Below are 18,291 nucleotides of genomic sequence, written 5' to 3'. Positions count from 1 at the left end.
ATGTTATAAATAAATTTTTTATTGTTGAAAAAAATCAATCTCTTTTATATACTAACTTAAGTAACCTTTGTTGCATATTTTGCAATGCGATAGACCATAAGGAGTTTTAGTGATGATTAAAAGATATGAGGCATGTTTTTTGTTTAAAAGTGAAGAAATTGAATATAAGGGTTCTTTAGAGGAAGTAAAAAAATCTTTAGAATTGTTTGGTGCTACTGATATTGTTAGTAATTTTATTGGAGAGAGAGCCTTAGAATATCCTATCAAAAAGCAAGCTAGGGGTCGTTATGAAATAATAGATTTTAGTATGGAAGGTAATAATTTGAAAGAACTTGAATCAAGGCTTAAGTTAATTAAAAATTTGCTTAGGTATATGATTTTGGTAAAAATAGTTAGAAAGATCAATACTAAAAAAATAAAAAGAAGAAATTTTAGAGAATTTAGAGACAATATCGATAAAGACAGTTTTAGAGGTGGCTCTAAAATCGAAACACCAATAGGCTCTGAAAGCACAGATGTTCAAGAAAAATAAGAGGGTTTTGAATGGCTGATATTAATTCATTAGTTTTGTCTGGCAGACTTACAAGAGATTCCGAACTTTCTTATACAGAAAGTGGCATGGCTATTCTTAGGTTTTCTTTAGCTAATAATAGAAGGATGAAGAAAAATGATGAATGGATTGATTATCCACAATATTTTGATTGTGTTATTTTTTCAAAAAGAGCTGAAAGTCTCAATGATTATTTGAAAAAAGGTAAACAAGTTGTGGTAAGCGGATCTCTTAAATATGAAAGCTGGCAAGACAGGAATACGGGTGATAAGAGGAGTAAGATAAATATATTTGTAGATAATTTGCAAATGTTTAGTTCAGGTTCTAATACTTTGCAAATGCAAGATTCAGATATCAATAGCTTGACAAGTCATAAGGGAGAAGATGTAGTTAAGGATATTGATATTGTTGATGACAAGTTTAGCGAAGATATACCGTTTTAATGGAGTTTAAGTTTATGTATAAAGATAGAGATGCAAATCAAAGAGATTCTAGATTTGAAAATCAGCAGGATGGCTTTAAAAAAAATTCAAATTTTAGATTTTTTAAGAGAAAGTCGTGTAAATTTTGTGATTCTGGGAAACATCCTGATTATAAAGATTTTGATTTTCTTAAAAAGTTTATTACCGAGCAAGGTAAAATTTTACCCAAAAGAATTACTGGAACTTCTGCCAAGCATCAAAGGCGCTTGGCGTTAGAAGTTAAACGTGCAAGATATATGGCCTTGTTGCCTTTTGTAAAAAAATAATTATTTAGGGGTAATTATGAAAGTTATTTTAAAGGAAGATTTTATTAATCTCGGAAGAGAAGGAGATACCGTAGAGGTACGCGATGGGTTTGCAAGAAATTATTTGCTACCTAAGGGTTTTGCAGTTTTTTCAAATAAACATAATATTGAGATTTTTAATCAAAAAAGAAGATCAATATTAAAAAAGCAAGAAACAAAAAAACAAATTGCCAACGATCTGAAATCTAAGCTTGATCTTGTTAAATTAGAATTTTTTATGAAATCCAATGATTCTGGCAAATTGTTTCATAGCATTAACAGCTTAAATATTGTTGATGAACTTTCTAAGCTTGGTTTTAATATAGAGAGAAAAAAAATAGATATACATCATGGAACTTTAAAGGCTTTTGGAACTTATGATGTGACAATTAAGCTTTATGAAGGGATTAGCTCTATTATTAAAGTAGAGATAAAAAAAGAAAACAAGCAAGAGGATAAAAAGTCTTTAAATAAAAAGTTAAATGAAACAGATGAGTAGACTTAAATAGAAGGAGTGTGATTTGTGGCTTTAGCAGCTTTTTCAAGTTCTGCACTTCTTTTTAATGATGGTGCAGAAAAAGCGGTAATTTCTAGTATATTTTATAATTCAGATAAGTTAGAACAAATTGCTTTTCATGTAAGAGCTGATGATTTTTACAATGAAACGCACAAATTGATTTTCAAAGCAATGGTTTCTCTTTATGAAAAAAGGGAAAATATTGATCCCATCACCGTTTTTGAAGAAGTATCTAAGCATGTTTCAAAAACACAGCTTTTGATTAAAAAAGATTTAATCAATTTGCCAGATTATTTAGATTCACTTTCAGTTTATTTGCCAACAGATAGAACTATAAACGTTTATGCAAAAATTGTAAAAGAACAGAGTGTTCGTAGAAGTATTTTAAATGTCTCTAAAGAACTTAATGATTATATAAATGATTCTACAAAAACTATTAATGAGATTGTTGAAGAATCTCAACAAAAGATTCTTTCAATTGAGTTAGATTATTCTAGTAAAAACCTATATCATGCTAAAGTTGTTGCAGAGCGTGTTCATAATGAGATATATGAGCGTAGTATGAAGAAAAAGGAAGCAAATTATGGCATTCCAAGTGGGTTTAGAAGGGTTGATTCTCTTATTGGGGGGTTTAGGAACAGTGATTTTATTATAGTTGGTGCTCGTCCTAGTATTGGTAAAACAGCATTTGCTTTAAATATTGCATCTGCTATAGCATTGAGAAAAGAAGGAAAAAAAAAGGTAGGATTTTTTTCCCTTGAAATGACAGCAGATGCTTTAATAAAAAGAATAATATCGTCTCAATCTTGTATTGATAGCTTCAAGGTTCAAAATAGCATTTTATCCGGACAAGAGATAAAATCATTAAATGATATTGTAAATGAAATTAGTGATTCTGAGCTTTATATTGAAGATACTCCAAATATTAGTTTGCTAACTTTGGCAACTCAGGCTAGAAAGCTCAAGCGATTTTATGGTATAGATATAATATTTGTTGATTATATCAGCCTGATTTCTTTTGAAACAAAAAATCTTCCAAGGCATGAACAAGTTGCTTCAATTAGCAAATCTCTTAAAGAGCTTGCTAGAGAGCTTGAGATTCCTATTATTGCATTGTCTCAGCTTACAAGAGATACAGAAGGGCGTGAACCCAATCTTGCTAGTCTGAGAGAATCAGGAGCATTAGAGCAAGACGCTGACATTGTAATTTTGCTTCATAGAGATAAGGATTTTAAATTTGAATCTTCTACTGAGATAGAGCCAATAGAAACTAAGGTTATTGTAGCAAAACATAGAAATGGCCCTACAGGTAGAGCAGATATATTATTTTTACCACATATTACTAAGTTTGTTAACAAGGACCATCAGTATTAATTTAATGTTATTATTTAATGATTATTCCAATTCCCAAATAATTAAAGTTAATAGAATGTTTTTCTAATTTTTTTTCATCTTGATTATAAGCTAGAGGAATGTAACTGACTTTTGAATATATTTTAAAAATATATTCGGTGTTATGGCATTCTAGCATTTTAAACAAAAATCCCAGTTCATTTTCAATTCCAGCTTGAAGAACATTTTTTATTCTTATTGGTCTAGAGATGCTTTTAATATCTTGGTTATTTTGATTATAGGCAAAAAATAAACCTGCAATGATGTAAGGATTGAACGTTTTTTGCGGCAAAAATTCATACATGATGCCCGATGATAATCGATTTGTAAAGCTATTAGTTTCATTATAATTGGTGTAATAATTTGTTGATATTGAAAAGTAATGGTTGATATTTTCATTTATTTTATAAAATAATGAATTTCTTATTTTTAATGGTATCATAATATCAAATCCAAAATAAAAATTATTGCTTACAATATTAAATTCATTTTTTGATTCTGGTATTGTTTTGTATTCTTCAGGTGTAATAATTATCCCAAATCCCCCAACGCTTAAGAAATTTTCTTTGGTTGAAAAGTTTTTAATGTTTAAATTATTTGTTATGAAAAAATTTTTAGAGTAAAATTGATAATTTATTCCAATTCCCGTTTCTGCTTCTTGTATTTTTGAGTATGTTTTAAGACTTTTAATTTGATTTTGAATTTGAGAGTAAAGTTTTATATCAAATCCAATGTTTTTATTTTTTAAGGTAATTCCAATGCTATTTTTGATAAAATAATCTGCAAAATAAGATAAATCCATATAATTTTCTAAATTTAAAAAATTCATGTAAGAGTAATTCAGGGCAAAACTTAAAAATCCCCTGTAATTGTAGCTATCGTAGCTTTTTATGTTTGGAATTGGACGGTGTTGATTTAAAATGAGGTGAATTATGCTTTGCATTAAGTGTCCTCCCCAGTCTCCGAATAATAAATTTTTAACTCCAATTCCCAAATCTATTTCTCCAAAATTTTTTCCGTTAATTAGCAATAAAATTGGAAAGTAATACATGAAACCTATTTCAATTAAGTCTGCTCTACTAATTAAATCTTTTGGCGAGTCTTTATAGCCTCTATAAGTTAACATGTGTGCTTCTAAATTTATTATAAAATTGTATTTTGAAATATAGGTGAAAATTAGAGAGCCACTTCTTAAATCATCAAAAAAATCGCTTAATGAAAATCCAAATCCATCATTTAGTATTTCAAAACAATATTTGTCAATACCTTCATTTTTGTATTGGATTGCATAATTATAAGAATAAGCTTTTAAAGTAGAAATTATAAATATAAATTTTATTAAAAGTATTTTTTCAAATTTCACTTAAAAATTATAACATTTGAGTTTATTTATTAAGTAATTTATTTAAATATTTTAGATTTTTATTGAATGAACTTGGTTTTTGTAGTGATCTATTGTATTGTATAATTCAATAAAGTTCGCCAAAACTTTAGGAGTAGTTGTAATGAAAAAAGTAGCTATTATTGATGGACTTAGAACACCTAATACCAAGTTTGGAGGTTCTTTTAAAGGTTTAAATATTATTGATGAATCTTCGAAAGTTGTTAAAGCTTTACTTGCAAGGAATAAATTATCTAAAGTGGATGAGGTGATTGTTGGCAATGTAATATCTGCAGGACTTGGTCAAAATATTGCAAGGCAAATTGCTTTAAACTCTGGTTTGGGCGATGCTGTGCCTGCATTTAGCGTTAATAAAGTTTGTGGCTCTGGTCTTAAGGCTTTGGAGCTTGCATTTAATTCTATTGTTCTTGGAGGCAATGATATTGTTTTAGCTGGAGGAGTTGAAGATCTAACCAATTCTCCTTATTTATTACCTAGAAAGATTAGATTTGACGGTCTTAAATTTGGCAATTTTGGGATTGAAGATTCAATTCAAAAAGATGCCTTGACTGATCCTTTAAATTTTGTTTCCATGGGACTTACAGCGGAAAACCTTTCAGAAAAATATAGAATAACAAGAGAGATGCAAGATGAATTTGCATATAATTCTCACTCGAAGGCATTAAAGGCTAGAGAGATTGGATATTTCGAAGATGAAATTTATCCTTTGACTGTTTTTGATAAGAAGACCAATTCTAGCAGAGTTGTCTCAAGTGATGAGGAAATAAGAGATAATTTAACTCTAGATAAGCTTACATTTCTTAATCCTGTTTTTAAAGAATCAGGCACAGTAACTGCTGGAAATTCCTCTAGTTTAAATGATGGGGCTTGTTTTTTGGTTTTAGCAAGTGAAGAAAGAGTAAAAAGCTTAGGGGTAAGTCCATTAGCTTATATTGGGGGATTTAAAAGTGTAGGGCTTGATCCGCTTTACATGGGCTTTGGAGCTTATGTAGCCATTGAGGGAATTATTGATAAATTAAGTTTAAATTCCAGCGAGATAGATTTGATTGAAGTAAATGAAGCATTTGCCGTTCAAGCATTAAGCATTGAAAAAGCGTTGTTTGAAAAATACAATATAACTAGTGACATTATTAATGTAAATGGTGGCGCTATTGCTTTGGGACATCCATTTGCAGTTAGTGGTTCAAGAATTTTATTAACACTTGCGCGTTCTATGAAAATTAGGAATAAAACAAAAGGAATAGCATCTATTTGTGTTGGGGGTGGGCAAGGGATTTCTAGTTTTTTGTATAGATGAAATGTTTTATTAACTAGATTTAAATGTAAAATTTTGTTAAATTAGTGTTTAAGTGATTCTTTAATAAGAGGTTGTGTTATGAAGAGCTTATTATTTTTGTTAATGTTGGGAATTATGGGGATTAACTCTTTTGCTCAAAATACTCCTGTTGCTATTATTAATTTATATAAAAACGAAATTATTACTAAAACTAGTTTTGATTCTAAGGTTGATATATTTAAAAAGACTCAAGGTCGAGATTTGACTGCTGCTGAGAAAAAGCAAGTTTTGCAAGTTTTAATAGCAGATGTTCTTTTTAGTCAAGAAGCTTCAAAACAAGGAATTAAAATTTCAGATGATGAGGTTATGCAAACAATTAGAACTCAATTTGGACTTGTAAATCTTACTGATGAGCAAATTAAGCAAATGATAGAAAAACAAGGTACAAATTGGAATGAGCTTTTATCTTCAATGAAAAGATCTCTGTCTTCTCAAAAACTTGTTTTAAAGCAAGCTCAGCCTAGGTTTTCTGAAGTTAAAACTCCTAGTGAGAAAGAAATTGTTGAGTATTATGAAGCTAATAAAACCAAATTTGTAAATCCCGATATTTCAAGAGTTAGTCATGTATTTTTTTCTACTAAGGATAAAAAAAGATCAGATGTTTTAGACCAAGCAAAAAATATTTTAAGCCAAATAAGGTCAAAAAAAATTACTTTTGAAGAAGCTGTTAGAAAATATTCAAATGACGAGGCTTCTAAGTCTAAAAATGGCGATCTAGGTTTTTTGTCAAGGGGTGATCAAAATGCTCAAAATCTTCTTGGAGCTGATTTTGTGAAAGAGATTTTTAATTTTAATAAGGGGGAGATATCTTCGCCTATTGCCTCAAAGGAAGGGTTTCATATAATTAAAGTTACAGAAAAATATGATCAGAGATTTTTAGGCTTGAATGATAAAGTATCACCTACTACAGATTTGATTGTCAAAGATGCAATAAGAAATAACATGGTTAATGTTCAACAGCAGCAAATTGTTGTTCAAGTACAGCAAGATGTGTATGCTAAGCTCAGCAAGTCTGCAAATATACAAATTTTAGATTCTAGTTTAAAATAAAACATATTTTTATTTATATAATTTTGGTATGGATTTAATGCATGAAGTTAGAGTTTTAGCTTTTCAAAAGATTTACAGTATTGATATTAATAAAAGCGCAATGGATGATATTTTTGATATTTTTAATATTGAGGATAAAGGATTAGATATGGAAAATGAATCTATTAAGTTGTTTTATTCTTCTTTAGTAAATGGTACTTTTGATAATTTAGAGCATATTGATAGCTTGATTAGGGATATTTCTTTAAATTGGTCCTTAGATCGTATTGATAAGGTTGATCTTGCAATACTTAGAATGGGTGTCTATTCTTTGAAGTTCCAAAATTTTGAAAATTCAAAACGTGCCGTAATTGATGAAGCAATTTTGATTGCTAAGAAATATGGAAGTAGAAATTCTTACAAATTTATAAATGGTATATTGGATGCTTTATTGAAAAATATGGAGAATTGTATTGAAAAAAAATAAAATTTTAGTGTTCATCTTATTATTTTTATTTCTGATTTTTTTAGGTGGTTTTTATTTTTATTTCAATCCCAATATTTTATATTTTTTGAAAGGTGAAAAAGATTTTAGCAAGCTTATTATGGGAATTGATTTTTACATTGATAAAAAAAAATTTGCTGAGGCTAAAAAAGCAATACGATTTTCATCATATTATGCTAATACTGAATTTAAGTGGTTAGCTCTTATCAAAAGAGCTAAGGTTTGGGCTTTAAATACAGACGACTACCGCCTTATGGGCGATATAGTAGACCTTAGTGTTAAAGTTTTGCCGGGTAATTTAAAACTAAGATCTTTAGAAGTTTATTCTAAGCTTAAAATTGGGCTTTTAAAGGATGCTTATGGAATTGCAAATCAATATCTTTTAAATAGTGAAGAGTATAAGGGCCTTTATGATGAAGTTTTTATGAAAAATTTAAGTTTAGATAATGGGATTTTAGATTTTAAAAAATTTATTGATAAAATTTATAGAGAAAAGGATGCTCGTATTTTTGAAGAGATAGGCTTAAATCTTAAAAATAATGCGTTTTTAGTAAATGCAATGCTTTTGTATATAGAGAAAAAAAATATGGATGCTGCTAGGCGCATACTTTTTAAAATTAAAGAAGACAAAAACTTTTTCAGAGAACTTGCATATATTTCATATAATCTTAATAATTTAGATTTTACAATTTCTAATCTTAGGTTTATAAAAAATGAAAATGACCCAACTTTACTTTTTTTACTTGCTGATGCTTATTTTAAAAAAGGAGATATTAAGAATGCTAAGAATGAATATTTAAAGCTTTATACAAAATTTCCTGATTATAATGTTCTTGTTTACTTAAATCTTGCGCTTATAGCTAATAATGAGAATGATTCTAAAAGAGCAATTTCTTATTTAAATAAGGCTAATGAAGTGTTTAAAGATAATAAGATAATAAATTATTATTTGGCAAACATATATTTTAAAATTAAGAATTATTTTAAAACTAATGAAATTATAGCAAATTACAAAGAAGATCCTTTATTTTTTAAACTTTATTTTGCATTGAATTATGCAAATTCTGAGTATGAGTCAAAAAAATCTTATTTGTGGCGACTGTTTTATAAGACAGATTACAATTCTAGCGTTGCACAATTTTTGGCTTGGAATTTGTTGCTTTATTCAGATTTAAAAGACTTAGATTTATTTTTTAAAATTTATAATTTTTATGAAAATAAACAAGATTGGTATGATTTTTATAAATTTTATTATTATTTTCTTAAAAGAGATTTCATTAGTTCAAAAAGGATAATTTTTGACAATAAATCTTCCAAATATATGTTTGGAATTTATTATAATCTTGGAGTTTTGAGCTTTTCTGAAAAAAATTATAAAGAAGCAGAAAGATATTTTAATCAAGGAATATCTTTGTTGCCTAGTAGTTTTTATGATAAAGGTTATAATTCTGATTATGAGCGCGAGCTTGTATCAAAAATATACTTAAAGCAAGGAATTAATTATCTTTATTTGGGTAAAATGGAAAAAGGCAAAGAAGCTATTTTAACTTCTTATTCTTTTTATAAAACTGATGAAGGAAGGCTTTATAAAAATATGATAGATACACTTAGGGAAAGGAAGTTGAATTTTGACTAAACTTAGATTGAAATCTAAAGATGAGATTAAAAAAATAAAGGCTTCAGCACATCTTTTAGCGCTTACTTTGTTAGAAGTTGAAAGGAATATTGTTCCTGGTATTAGTACTAAAGAACTTGATTTAATAGCATATGATTTTATTATTAAAAATAAAGCCAAGCCTGCTTTTAAAGGGTATCGTGGGTTTAAAGGCACTATTTGTGCATCTGTTAATGAAGAGGTTATTCACGGTATTCCCGGAAAAAGAAAATTAACTAATGGGGATATTATTAGTATTGATTGCGGAGTTAATCTTGATGGGTTTTATAGTGATATGGCAAAAACTTTTAAAGTGGGAAATGTAGATTCTAGTGTTGAAAGGCTTTTAGAAGTTACAAACGCTTCTCTTTACAAGGGTATTGCTGAAATGAAAGTGGGAAATAGAATTTTAAATATATCAAAAGCAATAGAAGATTATATAAAACCATTTGGGTTTGGAATAGTTAGAGAATACACGGGGCACGGTGTTGGATTCCAACTTCATGAAGAGCCGAGTGTTCCAAATTATTATGCTCCTTTTTTTAAAAATATTAGAATTCAAGAAGGTATGGTTTTGGCTATTGAGCCTATGGTAAACTTAAAGGGGCACGAAGTTTCAATAAAAAGTGATGGTTGGACCGTTTTTGCATCTGATCTAAGTTATTCTGCTCATTTTGAACATACTGTTGCTGTTGTTGATGGATTGCCTTTAATTTTAAGCGAAGTTTAAGTTTTAAAATATTCAAATATTAAAATATTGATTATTATTTATAAAATTGAGTAATTATGTGGAGGTTATAAAAGTGGAAAAAAAGTTTTTTTCTGGATTTATTCTCAGTTTTTTGGCTTTAGGCATTGGATTTTTTATTGGAATGCATTATTTAGATTCTAATAGAAGTAACATTGTTTTTGCAGAAGAAAAGGGCAATACAGTACAAGCCTTGCAAGATTCTTTTAGAGAAGTTTCCAAGAAAATTTTACCATCATCTGTAGAAGTTCATGCAACAGGGGTAATTAAGCAGAGTTTTCCTATTCCATTTTTCTTTTTTGATATGCCAGAATTTGATTCTGAGAGAAAAAGCAATTGGGCAGGTTCTGGAGTAATAATTGGTAGAGATTCTCAGAAAAAATCATTATTTTATGTGATTACAAATAGTCATGTGGTAGATAAGGCAACTGAACTTGAAGTTGTATCTTATGATAAGAAAAAGCACAAGGCTAAGTTAGTTGGTAAAGACGAAAAAAAAGATATTGCTCTAATTAGTTTTGAAAGCAATGATTCAGCCATTAGAGTAGCTGATCTTGGAGACAGTGATAAGATTGAAATAGGTGATTGGGTTATGGCAGTAGGTAGTCCTTTTCAATTTAGTTTTACAGTTACAGCAGGAATTGTAAGTGGGTTGCAACGTTCTGCAAATCCTAATTTGCAATCAAGGAATTTATTTATACAAACTGATGCCGCAATCAATAGAGGTAATTCAGGTGGTCCTCTTGTAAATATAAAAGGTGAAGTTATTGGGATTAATGCTTGGATAGCTTCAAATTCTGGAGGAAATATTGGCTTAGGTTTTGCAATTCCTGTTAACAATATTAAAAGTACTGTAGATTTTTTCCTTAAAGGTAAAAAAATTGAATCAGCATGGCTTGGAATTTCTTTCTATCCATTAAAAACAAGAGATTCTGAAGTGCTAAAAAGCTTAGGAGTTGAAGGTAAGGATGTTTCAGCTGCAATTATTGCCTCTCTTTATCCAGGTTCACCTGCTGTTAGGTCGGGGCTTAGAGCGGGGGACATTATTGTGAAGGTTAATGAAGTTCCAATGAGTGTTTTTCAAGACGTCACATCATATATTAGTGATTTTTATGCTGGTGAGAAAGTAAATGTGGAAATTTTAAGAGGCAATGTCAAAAAAAACATTGAGATTGTTCTTGCTGTTAGACCTAAGGATAAAGAACTTTCTTCTTCAAAAATGCTTCCCGGTTTTGTTGTTTATCCATTAGTCGATGATATTAAAGCTCAGCTTAATTTAAGAAACTGGATTAAAGGTGTTGTTGTTGATTATATTGATAAAAATTTAGCATCAAATATTAAAATGAAGTCAGGAGATGTAATTATTTCTGTAAATTCAAAAAATGTTTCTAATTTAAGAGAATTTTATGATGCTCTTGAGGTTGGAAAAAATACTTATAAAGTTTTAAGAGGAAATGATTCTTTTAAAATTACGTTTTAGTAAATTTTAGTTTTGGGTTAAGAGCTGATCTTAGCCCTTTTTGCTTTATGTGCTTTATTACGCTTTGCTTTAGATTATAATGCTTTTATTTTATGTTAAGTATTTGAGTTAATCTACAGGTAAAATATTTTGATTAAATAAAATTTATTGTTGTTGGGAATGAATAAAAGGAATAAGTTTGCATTATGAAAAAATATGTTTCTTATGAAGAGATAAGAATTAATGGGTTTAAGCTTGCTTATAAAATTTATAAAGATGGATTTATTCCAGATATTATGTATGTTTCTTTGAGGGGAGGAGCCTATCTTGGCAATATTATTAGTGAATTTTTTAAATTTGTAAAGACAGATAAGCCCCTTTTATATGCTGCTGTTGTTGCCAGATCTTATGATATTTTTAATGAGCAAAAAAAGATAATGATAGATGGGTGGACTTATGATCCAAAATATTTAAGGGCAGGTGATAAAGTTTTATTTGTTGATGATGTTTTTGATACAGGCCGTACTATTGTTTATTTGAGAGGTGAAGTTTTAAAAAAGGGTATAGAGAGTAAAAATGTTAAAATAGCAGTTTACGATTATAAGAATCATGGATTTGTAGATTATGTTCCTGATTATTACGTTAATAAATATTCTAGTCAAGAAGAATTGAATACTTGGATTCATTATGGAAATCATGAGCTGACAGGATTAAAAGAAAGCGAATATAAGAATAGTTTTAAATATATAGATGATGAGCTTAGTGAGGTTTTAAAATTTTTGGCAAAAAATAAATTCTAATTAGTTTCTTCTATATGTTCTATTAAAGTGTATCCCTTTGTTTTTAGCATTTTGATTATTATTCCTAGATTATCTTTTAATATTGGGCCAATTAGTGCGTGAGTTTTTTTGGTTTTAACTGAAAATTTATTAGTATTTTTAATTGTCTCAAAGTTATCATTTTTATAGCTAGGATAAACTTTAACATAATTATTTGCTGTAAAATTTGTAGCATTTGCAGTTTTTTGATTGATATTATTGTTTAAATTTTTGTTAGGATAATTAATTTTTTTTGATTTTTGTATGTATATATTGAAGTTTGTATTTTTTTCACTGTTTGCATCTTTTTTTAAAATTAGTTCTTTTTGAATATTTTTTAAATTTGAGTTTGAATCGCAAGTCTTAGATTTTTTTTTTATTTTTGTTTCTACGTTTGAAAATAGTTCTAATTTATTGTTTAAATTTTCATCTTTTACTGGAAATAATCTTATTGTAAAAAGAAAGAATAGTATTAATTTGCAGAGCTTTGCTAATCTCATCTTATTTTTTTCCTTTTGTTTGATTAAAAATAAAGATTTTTGGGAGTTCTTGGGAATGGTATTGAATCTCTTATATTAGGTATTCCTGTTGAGTATTGCACCAATCTTTCAAGACCAAGTCCAAAGCCAGAATGGGGAGTCGAGCCAAATCTTCTTAGATCAAGATACCAGTTTAGATGCTCAATGTTTAGGTTTAATTCTTTTATTCTGTCTTCTAATTTTTGTAAGTCATCTTCTCTTTCACTTCCTCCTATAATCTCTCCAATTTTTGGAACAAGTATGTCCATTCCTTTAACAGTTTTGTTATCTTTGTTTATTTTCATGTAAAATGCTTTGAAATTTTTTGGATAATCAATGACCACCACTGGTTTTTTAAAAGTTTCTTCTGTTAAGAATCTCTCGTGATCTGTTTGCAAATCTATTCCCCAGTAAGGTTTTGTTTCAAAATTTTTTTTTGAGCTTTCAAGAATTTCAATTGCTTGAGTATAGGTAATAATTTCAAAATTTGAATTTATTACGTTTTCTAGTTTTTTAATTAGCCCTTTTTCAATATAATTTTCTAAAAAATCCATATCTTGTGAGCATTCATTTAAGATTGAACTTAAAATATATTTTAAGAGATCTTCTGCTAGGATAATATTGTCTTTAAGCTTGTAAAAAGCCATTTCTGGTTCTATCATCCAAAATTCTGAAGCGTGGCGCGTGGTGTTAGAATTTTCTGCTCGAAATGTTGGACCGAATGTATATATTTTAGATAAAGCCATTGCATATGCTTCTCCGTGTAATTGACCGGTTACAGAGAGAAAAGCTTCTTTCCCAAAGAAATCATCTTTAAAATCAATATTACTAAGTGAGTTATTTGTTTTATTTAATTTTAGTGTGGAAACCCTAAACATTTCACCAGCACCTTCTCCATCATTTGATGTAATTATTGGTGTATTGATATAAAAAAAACCATTTTTTTGGAAATATTCATGAATTTTGTATGAAATTTTATTTCTTACCCTAGCAATAGCTCCAAATGTATTGGTTCGTATTCTTAAATGAGGTATTTCTCTTAAAAACTCAAAAGTATGTCTTTTTTTTTGCAATGGGTAGGTTTTTTGGTCCGCTTCTCCGATTACATTAAAATTGTCTGTTTTTATTTCGTAATTTTGTCCTTTTGCAGGACTTCCCACCAATAGACCGGTTAGCGATATGCTTGCTCCTGTTGTTAGTTTTTTTAAATCTTTTTCACTAAATTGATTTTCTTCTTCGTTTATTACAGCTTGAATTCCTTTAAGTGTTGAGCCGTCATTAATTTCTATAAATCCAATCTTACCATTACTTCTCTTGGTTCTAATCCAGCCATTTATTGTAACACTTTTGTTTAAAATTGGATTTTCTAAAATATCTTTAATGCTTGAAAACATTTTATTTATCACCTTAAATACTTATTAATATTGCTAAATCAATTTTATTATAGCTTAAAACTTTTTTTAAAAAAATATTCGACAATTTTTATTATTTTAATTCTTGAAATTAACTTTGTTAATATTTATACTTTGTTTTTTAGGAGTGATTATTATTTTGTAATGAAAAATTTCAAAGAAGTAATAATTGTTTTTGATTCAGGAATAGGGGGTCTTTCTTATTTTAAATATGTTAAAAGTAAAATAGAAGGATACCAATATGTTTATGTTGCTGATAATAAAAATTTCCCTTATGGAGAAAAGAGTTCAGAATATCTTTTAGAAGTAGTTTTATTGTTTATTGAGAAGCTTAAAAAGATCTATAATATTAGTGCATTAATTTTGGCTTGCAATACAATTTCCGTTAGTGTGTACAATAAATTAAATTTTGATTTTCCGGTAGTTTATACTTTACCAGAAGTAAGTTTGGTTCCAGATCTTGCTTTAAAAAGAGTTCTTTTGATTGCAACAAGTACTACTCTTGAAAGCAAATTCGTTAAGGATCAAGTAAATATACATAATGATTTAATTGTAAAAGCTGCTGGAGAGCTTGTTAATTTTGTTGAATATGGGCAGAAGTACAGAAAAGATGCTCTTAAATGTTTGGAAGCTTTAAAATTTGAAGTTGTAAACACCGGTAGAGAAATTGTTTTTCTCGGATGCACACATTATTTACATCTGAAGGAAATGATAGAAGATTTTTTAAAAATCCCTGTTTATGAGAATCGTGAACTAGTTGTACAAAGGCTTATTAGATCAATAAATTTTTCTAAATATAAAGGCGACTCTTGTAGAAATGATGCTGACTTTGTAGATGAATTTTATTTAACTAAAAATGAAAATTTGGCTTTTTATCAAGATTTTTGCAAAAAATATAATCTCCGCTTTAAAGGAATTATACTTTGAATTATCTTGAATTTGAAGTTATTTGGGGAGTTAATAATATATATTCTATTTTAGAACTTAAGAGCAAATTGATTTATGAAGGAATTTTTAAGGGGAAGGTATTAGAAACAGGTTGTAAGGAATATAGCCCTTTAGTTCCAGGAGATATAGTTTTAGGATATGTTTATGGTTCTCGCAAAGTGTATATTGATAAGCGAGCAAGTAGGAAAAATATTCTTTGGCGCTATAATAGAAAAGCAGATCTTAGACAGACAATTGTTGCCAATGTTAACAATGTTTTGATTGTAAATTCTGCTAATTTCCCCGAGATGAAAAATTTTTTTATTGACAGAATTCTTGTTGTTGCAGAAGAGCAAAATATTTTTCCTGTTATTGTAATTAATAAAATTGATAAAGGAATAAGCCAAAGAGTTGAAGAGTTGTCTGAAATTTATGAAAATCTAGGATACAAGGTTTTAAAAACTTCTGTTAAAACTTTTGAGGGTATTAAAGAAATAAAAGAGATTTTGGGAAATTCAAGAACTTCTTTTATTGGCCAATCTGGTGTTGGTAAATCTTCTTTAATAAATTTAATTGATTCAAGAGCTTCTCAAGCAGTAAATGAGATTTCACATAAGTATTCTAGAGGAAAGCATACTACTGTTTATTCAATATCATTTCATTCTGATAGTGGGGTAATAGTTGATACTCCTGGAATAAAGGAGTTTGGAATTGAAACATTGCCTTTTGAGAATCTTAAATATTATTTTAAAGAGTTTGAAAATTTTGCTGGTTTTTGTAAATATAAATCCTGTTTGCATGTTAGTGAACCTTGTTGTTCTGTTATAAGTTCTTTAGGCAATGGTATTTCTAATCTCAGGTACGAAAGCTATTTAAAGATTTTGTCGGAGCTTAAAAATTATAAAAATTATGCAAGATAAATATTTAAAAAATATTGATTTTTATGAAATTTTGTCTTTAGTATCGAAGTATGTTTCTAATCCAGACACTATTAATCTACTAAATAATCAAAAAATATTAAAAACAAGAGAAAGTTTAGAAAAAATGTTTTCCTTTGTAAATCTCATTAGAATGCTTTTTGAGAGTTTTAAAGGGTATCCAAATTCTTTTATAAATAGTTTGAAATATCCCATTTCATTATTATCAAAAGAAAATTCAAGAGTTTCTATTGAAAATTTGAGAGATATTATAGGGTTTTTAGATGAAGTTTTGAGATTAAATTTATTTTTAAATAAAAACAGTGATGCCAAGCATCTTAATGTACAGATTTTATATGATTTATTATTTTTAAGTCCAGAGCTAAAGAATTTGCTTAGTGAGTTGAAAGAATATATAGATGTTGATGCTCTTGAATTGAAAAGCGGTGTTGTAAAAGAATATGATTCGATTGAATTTGAAATTAAAAATTTAAATGGACGAGTTGAAAAGCAGATAAAAAGAATAATTGGCTTGAATTCAGAGTATTTAGCTTCCAATTTTGTTTATTATAAATCAAATAAATATGTCCTTGCTCTTAAGTCTAATTTTAAAGGTAAGATTAAAGGCAATGTTATTTCTGTTTCTTCATCGGGCGAAACTCTTTATATTGAACCAAATGATATTGTAAATGATAACAATAGGTTAAGTTATCTGTATTTAGAGAAAAAAAGAATATTTTTAAAAATTTTGCAAAATCTTTCTGGTAAAGTTCGCAGCAACATTATTCTTTTAGATAATCTTTATAATAATTTTTTGTATTATGATTCTTTAAAAGCACGAGCGATTTATGGAATTGAAACTAAAGGGGTATTTCCTGAGATTTCAGATGTATTAAATATTCTTGATGCACATCATCCTTTGGTAAAGGATTCAAAGGCAATAAATTTTACTCCTGTTGAGAATCGTGTTGTAATTATTACTGGTCCTAATGCTGGTGGAAAAACGGTAACTTTAAAGACAATTGGACTACTTAGTGCAATGTTTCAGTTTGGTATTCCTATTATTGTTAGTGAGTCTAGTACTTTTAAAATTTTTGACAACATTTTTATTGATATTGGTGATGAGCAGTCAATTCCTAATTCTCTTTCAACTTTTTCAAGCCATATGAGTAATATTTCTTATATTTTAAAAAATGCTACAAAAAATAGCCTTGTAATATTTGATGAATTTTGCTCAGGAACAGACATTGATCAAGGCCAGGCGCTTGCTATTGCGATTCTTGAATATTTAATCAATATTAATTCTTATGTTTTAATATCAACTCATTATAATGCCCTTAAATATTTTGCATATATCCATGAAGGTGTTATTAATGCTTCTATGCGGATGGATTTAGAGACAATGCAGCCCAGTTATAATTTGATTTTTTCCATTCCCGGTGAAAGTTATGCGTTTAATGTTGCTAGTAAAGCTTTGATTGACAAGAAAATAGTAATTCGTGCTAATGAGATTTATTCATTTCAAAAAACAGAAGTTAATGAAATTTTAGAAAGATTAATAGAGAAAGAAAAAGATTTGCTTTTACTTAAAGAAACCATAAATAATAAATTAATTCAAATAGAACTGCAAGAAAAAGAAGTAGAAAATCTTTATCAAGATCTTTTATTAAAGGAAAAAAATATTGAGACGGAGCTTTTAAATGAGCAAAATGAATTTTTAAAAAATTCAAGAAAAGTTTTAGAAAATTTAGTTAGAGAAATAAAAGAAGGCAATGTTAATGTTGCAAAGAATAAAACTTTTATATCAGATTTAGAAAAAAATATAGATCTTAAATTAAATAAAGTAAATTCTCTTAACAATAAGAGAAATGTAGTAACAGATTTTAAAATAGGAGATATGGTGAGGATAATTAGTTCCAATGCAAAAGGAAAAATAGTTGGGATTTCTAAAAAGAAGATTACTGTTAATGCGGGCGCTTTTAATATTAGTGTTTCTAGATTAGAGATATCTTTAGAAAATATTAAAGAACAGAAAAAAGAGAGTGGTAAAAATTTTAGCTTTTCAATTGATCATAATGATTATGATAAGGAAACCTTGCTAGGTTTTACCATTGATATTAGAGGTATGAGGACTGTTGATGCTCTAGACTTTTTAAACAAGAAAATAGATAATATTATATTAAATGGCATTAATAAATTTGAGATCATTCATGGAAAAGGGGAAGGGCATCTTATGAAGGAAGTTCACAATTTATTAAAAGAGTTAAGGTTTGTTAAAAAATATTATTTTGCTCATCCTAGTGATGGAGGAGCTGGTAAAACCATAGTTGAGATTTAATTT

The 18,291-nt window shown here is 28.2% G+C and carries 18 protein-coding genes; 15 read left to right on the top strand and 3 right to left on the bottom strand.

The window, feature by feature from the left end:
* Positions 1 to 112 precede the first annotated feature (112 nt).
* From rpsF to dnaB, 5 genes are read left to right on the top strand one after another with little or no spacing between them, the layout of a single operon-like run.
* Positions 113 to 532, top strand: coding sequence for a 30S ribosomal protein S6 (rpsF, locus tag DB723_RS00560; protein WP_151551354.1), 420 nt, complete (start codon positions 113 to 115; stop codon positions 530 to 532).
* Between the two features lie 11 nt (positions 533 to 543).
* The gene (locus DB723_RS00555) at positions 544 to 993 is read left to right on the top strand and encodes a single-stranded DNA-binding protein (protein WP_151551351.1); all 450 of its coding nucleotides are present in this window, start codon (positions 544 to 546) and stop codon (positions 991 to 993) included.
* Between the two features lie 14 nt (positions 994 to 1,007).
* Positions 1,008 to 1,298, top strand: a complete 291-nt coding sequence (rpsR, locus tag DB723_RS00550; RefSeq protein WP_091973022.1) for a 30S ribosomal protein S18 — start codon at positions 1,008 to 1,010, stop codon at positions 1,296 to 1,298.
* Between the two features lie 16 nt (positions 1,299 to 1,314).
* Complete coding sequence (gene rplI / locus DB723_RS00545; protein WP_151551349.1) at positions 1,315 to 1,815, top strand: 50S ribosomal protein L9; 501 nt, start codon at positions 1,315 to 1,317, stop codon at positions 1,813 to 1,815.
* Between the two features lie 24 nt (positions 1,816 to 1,839).
* Entirely contained in the window at positions 1,840 to 3,207 is a 1,368-nt protein-coding gene (gene dnaB, locus DB723_RS00540; RefSeq protein ID WP_151551347.1) for a replicative DNA helicase, read from the top strand.
* A gap of 10 nt (positions 3,208 to 3,217) precedes the next feature.
* Here the strand turns inward: dnaB and DB723_RS00535 are convergent, their stop codons facing one another.
* A complete protein-coding gene (locus DB723_RS00535; protein ID WP_151551345.1) occupies positions 3,218 to 4,588 on the bottom strand; it encodes a hypothetical protein in 1,371 nt (456 codons plus the stop codon).
* A gap of 142 nt (positions 4,589 to 4,730) precedes the next feature.
* On the opposite strand from DB723_RS00535, the gene DB723_RS00530 reads away from it, so the two are divergent.
* From DB723_RS00530 to DB723_RS00500, 7 genes are all read left to right on the top strand, one after another.
* On the top strand, positions 4,731 to 5,924 hold the full coding sequence (locus DB723_RS00530) for an acetyl-CoA C-acyltransferase (protein ID WP_151551343.1): 1,194 nt from the start codon (positions 4,731 to 4,733) through the stop codon (positions 5,922 to 5,924).
* A 78-nt stretch (positions 5,925 to 6,002) separates the two neighbouring features.
* Positions 6,003 to 7,013 carry a peptidylprolyl isomerase gene (locus DB723_RS00525; RefSeq protein WP_151551341.1) on the top strand — a complete coding sequence of 337 codons (1,011 nt, stop codon included), beginning with the start codon at positions 6,003 to 6,005 and terminating at the stop codon, positions 7,011 to 7,013.
* Between the two features lie 37 nt (positions 7,014 to 7,050).
* On the top strand, positions 7,051 to 7,479 hold the full coding sequence (gene nusB / locus DB723_RS00520; protein WP_151552890.1) for a transcription antitermination factor NusB: 429 nt from the start codon (positions 7,051 to 7,053) through the stop codon (positions 7,477 to 7,479).
* A complete protein-coding gene (locus DB723_RS00515; RefSeq protein WP_188093252.1) occupies positions 7,466 to 9,133 on the top strand; it encodes a tetratricopeptide repeat protein in 1,668 nt (555 codons plus the stop codon). The genes nusB and DB723_RS00515 overlap by 14 nt, the downstream gene beginning before the upstream one ends.
* Entirely contained in the window at positions 9,126 to 9,881 is a 756-nt protein-coding gene (map, locus tag DB723_RS00510; protein WP_151551339.1) for a type I methionyl aminopeptidase, read from the top strand. Before DB723_RS00515 ends, map begins: the two co-directional genes overlap by 8 nt.
* Positions 9,882 to 9,954: 73 nt before the next feature.
* Entirely contained in the window at positions 9,955 to 11,379 is a 1,425-nt protein-coding gene (htrA, locus tag DB723_RS00505; protein WP_151551337.1) for a DegQ family serine endoprotease HtrA, read from the top strand.
* Positions 11,380 to 11,564: 185 nt separating this feature from the next.
* Complete coding sequence (locus tag DB723_RS00500) at positions 11,565 to 12,158, top strand: phosphoribosyltransferase (RefSeq protein ID WP_151551335.1); 594 nt, start codon at positions 11,565 to 11,567, stop codon at positions 12,156 to 12,158.
* Here the strand turns inward: DB723_RS00500 and DB723_RS00495 are convergent.
* Positions 12,155 to 12,676: a hypothetical protein gene (locus DB723_RS00495; RefSeq protein WP_151551333.1), complete on the bottom strand. Its 522-nt coding sequence runs from the start codon at positions 12,674 to 12,676 to the stop codon at positions 12,155 to 12,157. The genes DB723_RS00500 and DB723_RS00495 overlap by 4 nt on opposite strands.
* Before the next feature lie 23 nt (positions 12,677 to 12,699).
* The gene (gene asnS, locus DB723_RS00490; protein WP_151551332.1) at positions 12,700 to 14,088 is read right to left on the bottom strand and encodes an asparagine--tRNA ligase; all 1,389 of its coding nucleotides are present in this window, start codon (positions 14,086 to 14,088) and stop codon (positions 12,700 to 12,702) included.
* A gap of 162 nt (positions 14,089 to 14,250) precedes the next feature.
* On the opposite strand from asnS, the gene murI reads away from it, so the two are divergent.
* From murI to DB723_RS00475, 3 genes are read left to right on the top strand one after another with little or no spacing between them, the layout of a single operon-like run.
* A complete protein-coding gene (gene murI, locus DB723_RS00485) occupies positions 14,251 to 15,033 on the top strand; it encodes a glutamate racemase (RefSeq protein WP_151551330.1) in 783 nt (260 codons plus the stop codon).
* On the top strand, positions 15,030 to 15,953 hold the full coding sequence (rsgA, locus tag DB723_RS00480) for a ribosome small subunit-dependent GTPase A (protein ID WP_151551329.1): 924 nt from the start codon (positions 15,030 to 15,032) through the stop codon (positions 15,951 to 15,953). The genes murI and rsgA overlap by 4 nt, the downstream gene beginning before the upstream one ends.
* A complete protein-coding gene (locus DB723_RS00475) occupies positions 15,943 to 18,288 on the top strand; it encodes an endonuclease MutS2 (RefSeq protein WP_151551327.1) in 2,346 nt (781 codons plus the stop codon). The genes rsgA and DB723_RS00475 overlap by 11 nt, the downstream gene beginning before the upstream one ends.
* Positions 18,289 to 18,291 lie beyond the last annotated feature (3 nt).

It is taken from the genome of Borrelia maritima (assembly GCF_008931845.1).
Classification (GTDB): Bacteria; Spirochaetota; Spirochaetia; order Borreliales; family Borreliaceae; genus Borreliella; species Borreliella maritima.
This window is presented reverse-complemented; position numbering and strand designations above follow the sequence as displayed.

What these genes read in the sequence shown, in the direction of transcription:
- rpsF (WP_151551354.1), top strand. Translation starts at nt 113, where the DNA reads ATGATTAAAAGATATGAGGCATGTTTTTTGTTTAAAAGTGAAGAAATT.
- DB723_RS00555 (WP_151551351.1), top strand. Translation starts at nt 544, where the DNA reads ATGGCTGATATTAATTCATTAGTTTTGTCTGGCAGACTTACAAGAGAT.
- rpsR (WP_091973022.1), top strand. Translation starts at nt 1,008, where the DNA reads ATGTATAAAGATAGAGATGCAAATCAAAGAGATTCTAGATTTGAAAAT.
- rplI (WP_151551349.1), top strand. Translation starts at nt 1,315, where the DNA reads ATGAAAGTTATTTTAAAGGAAGATTTTATTAATCTCGGAAGAGAAGGA.
- DB723_RS00530 (WP_151551343.1), top strand. Translation starts at nt 4,731, where the DNA reads ATGAAAAAAGTAGCTATTATTGATGGACTTAGAACACCTAATACCAAG.
- DB723_RS00525 (WP_151551341.1), top strand. Translation starts at nt 6,003, where the DNA reads ATGAAGAGCTTATTATTTTTGTTAATGTTGGGAATTATGGGGATTAAC.
- nusB (WP_151552890.1), top strand. Translation starts at nt 7,051, where the DNA reads ATGCATGAAGTTAGAGTTTTAGCTTTTCAAAAGATTTACAGTATTGAT.
- DB723_RS00500 (WP_151551335.1), top strand. Translation starts at nt 11,565, where the DNA reads ATGAAAAAATATGTTTCTTATGAAGAGATAAGAATTAATGGGTTTAAG.
- DB723_RS00495 (WP_151551333.1), bottom strand. Translation starts at nt 12,676, where the DNA reads ATGAGATTAGCAAAGCTCTGCAAATTAATACTATTCTTTCTTTTTACA.
- asnS (WP_151551332.1), bottom strand. Translation starts at nt 14,088, where the DNA reads ATGTTTTCAAGCATTAAAGATATTTTAGAAAATCCAATTTTAAACAAA.
- murI (WP_151551330.1), top strand. Translation starts at nt 14,251, where the DNA reads ATGAAAAATTTCAAAGAAGTAATAATTGTTTTTGATTCAGGAATAGGG.
- DB723_RS00475 (WP_151551327.1), top strand. Translation starts at nt 15,943, where the DNA reads ATGCAAGATAAATATTTAAAAAATATTGATTTTTATGAAATTTTGTCT.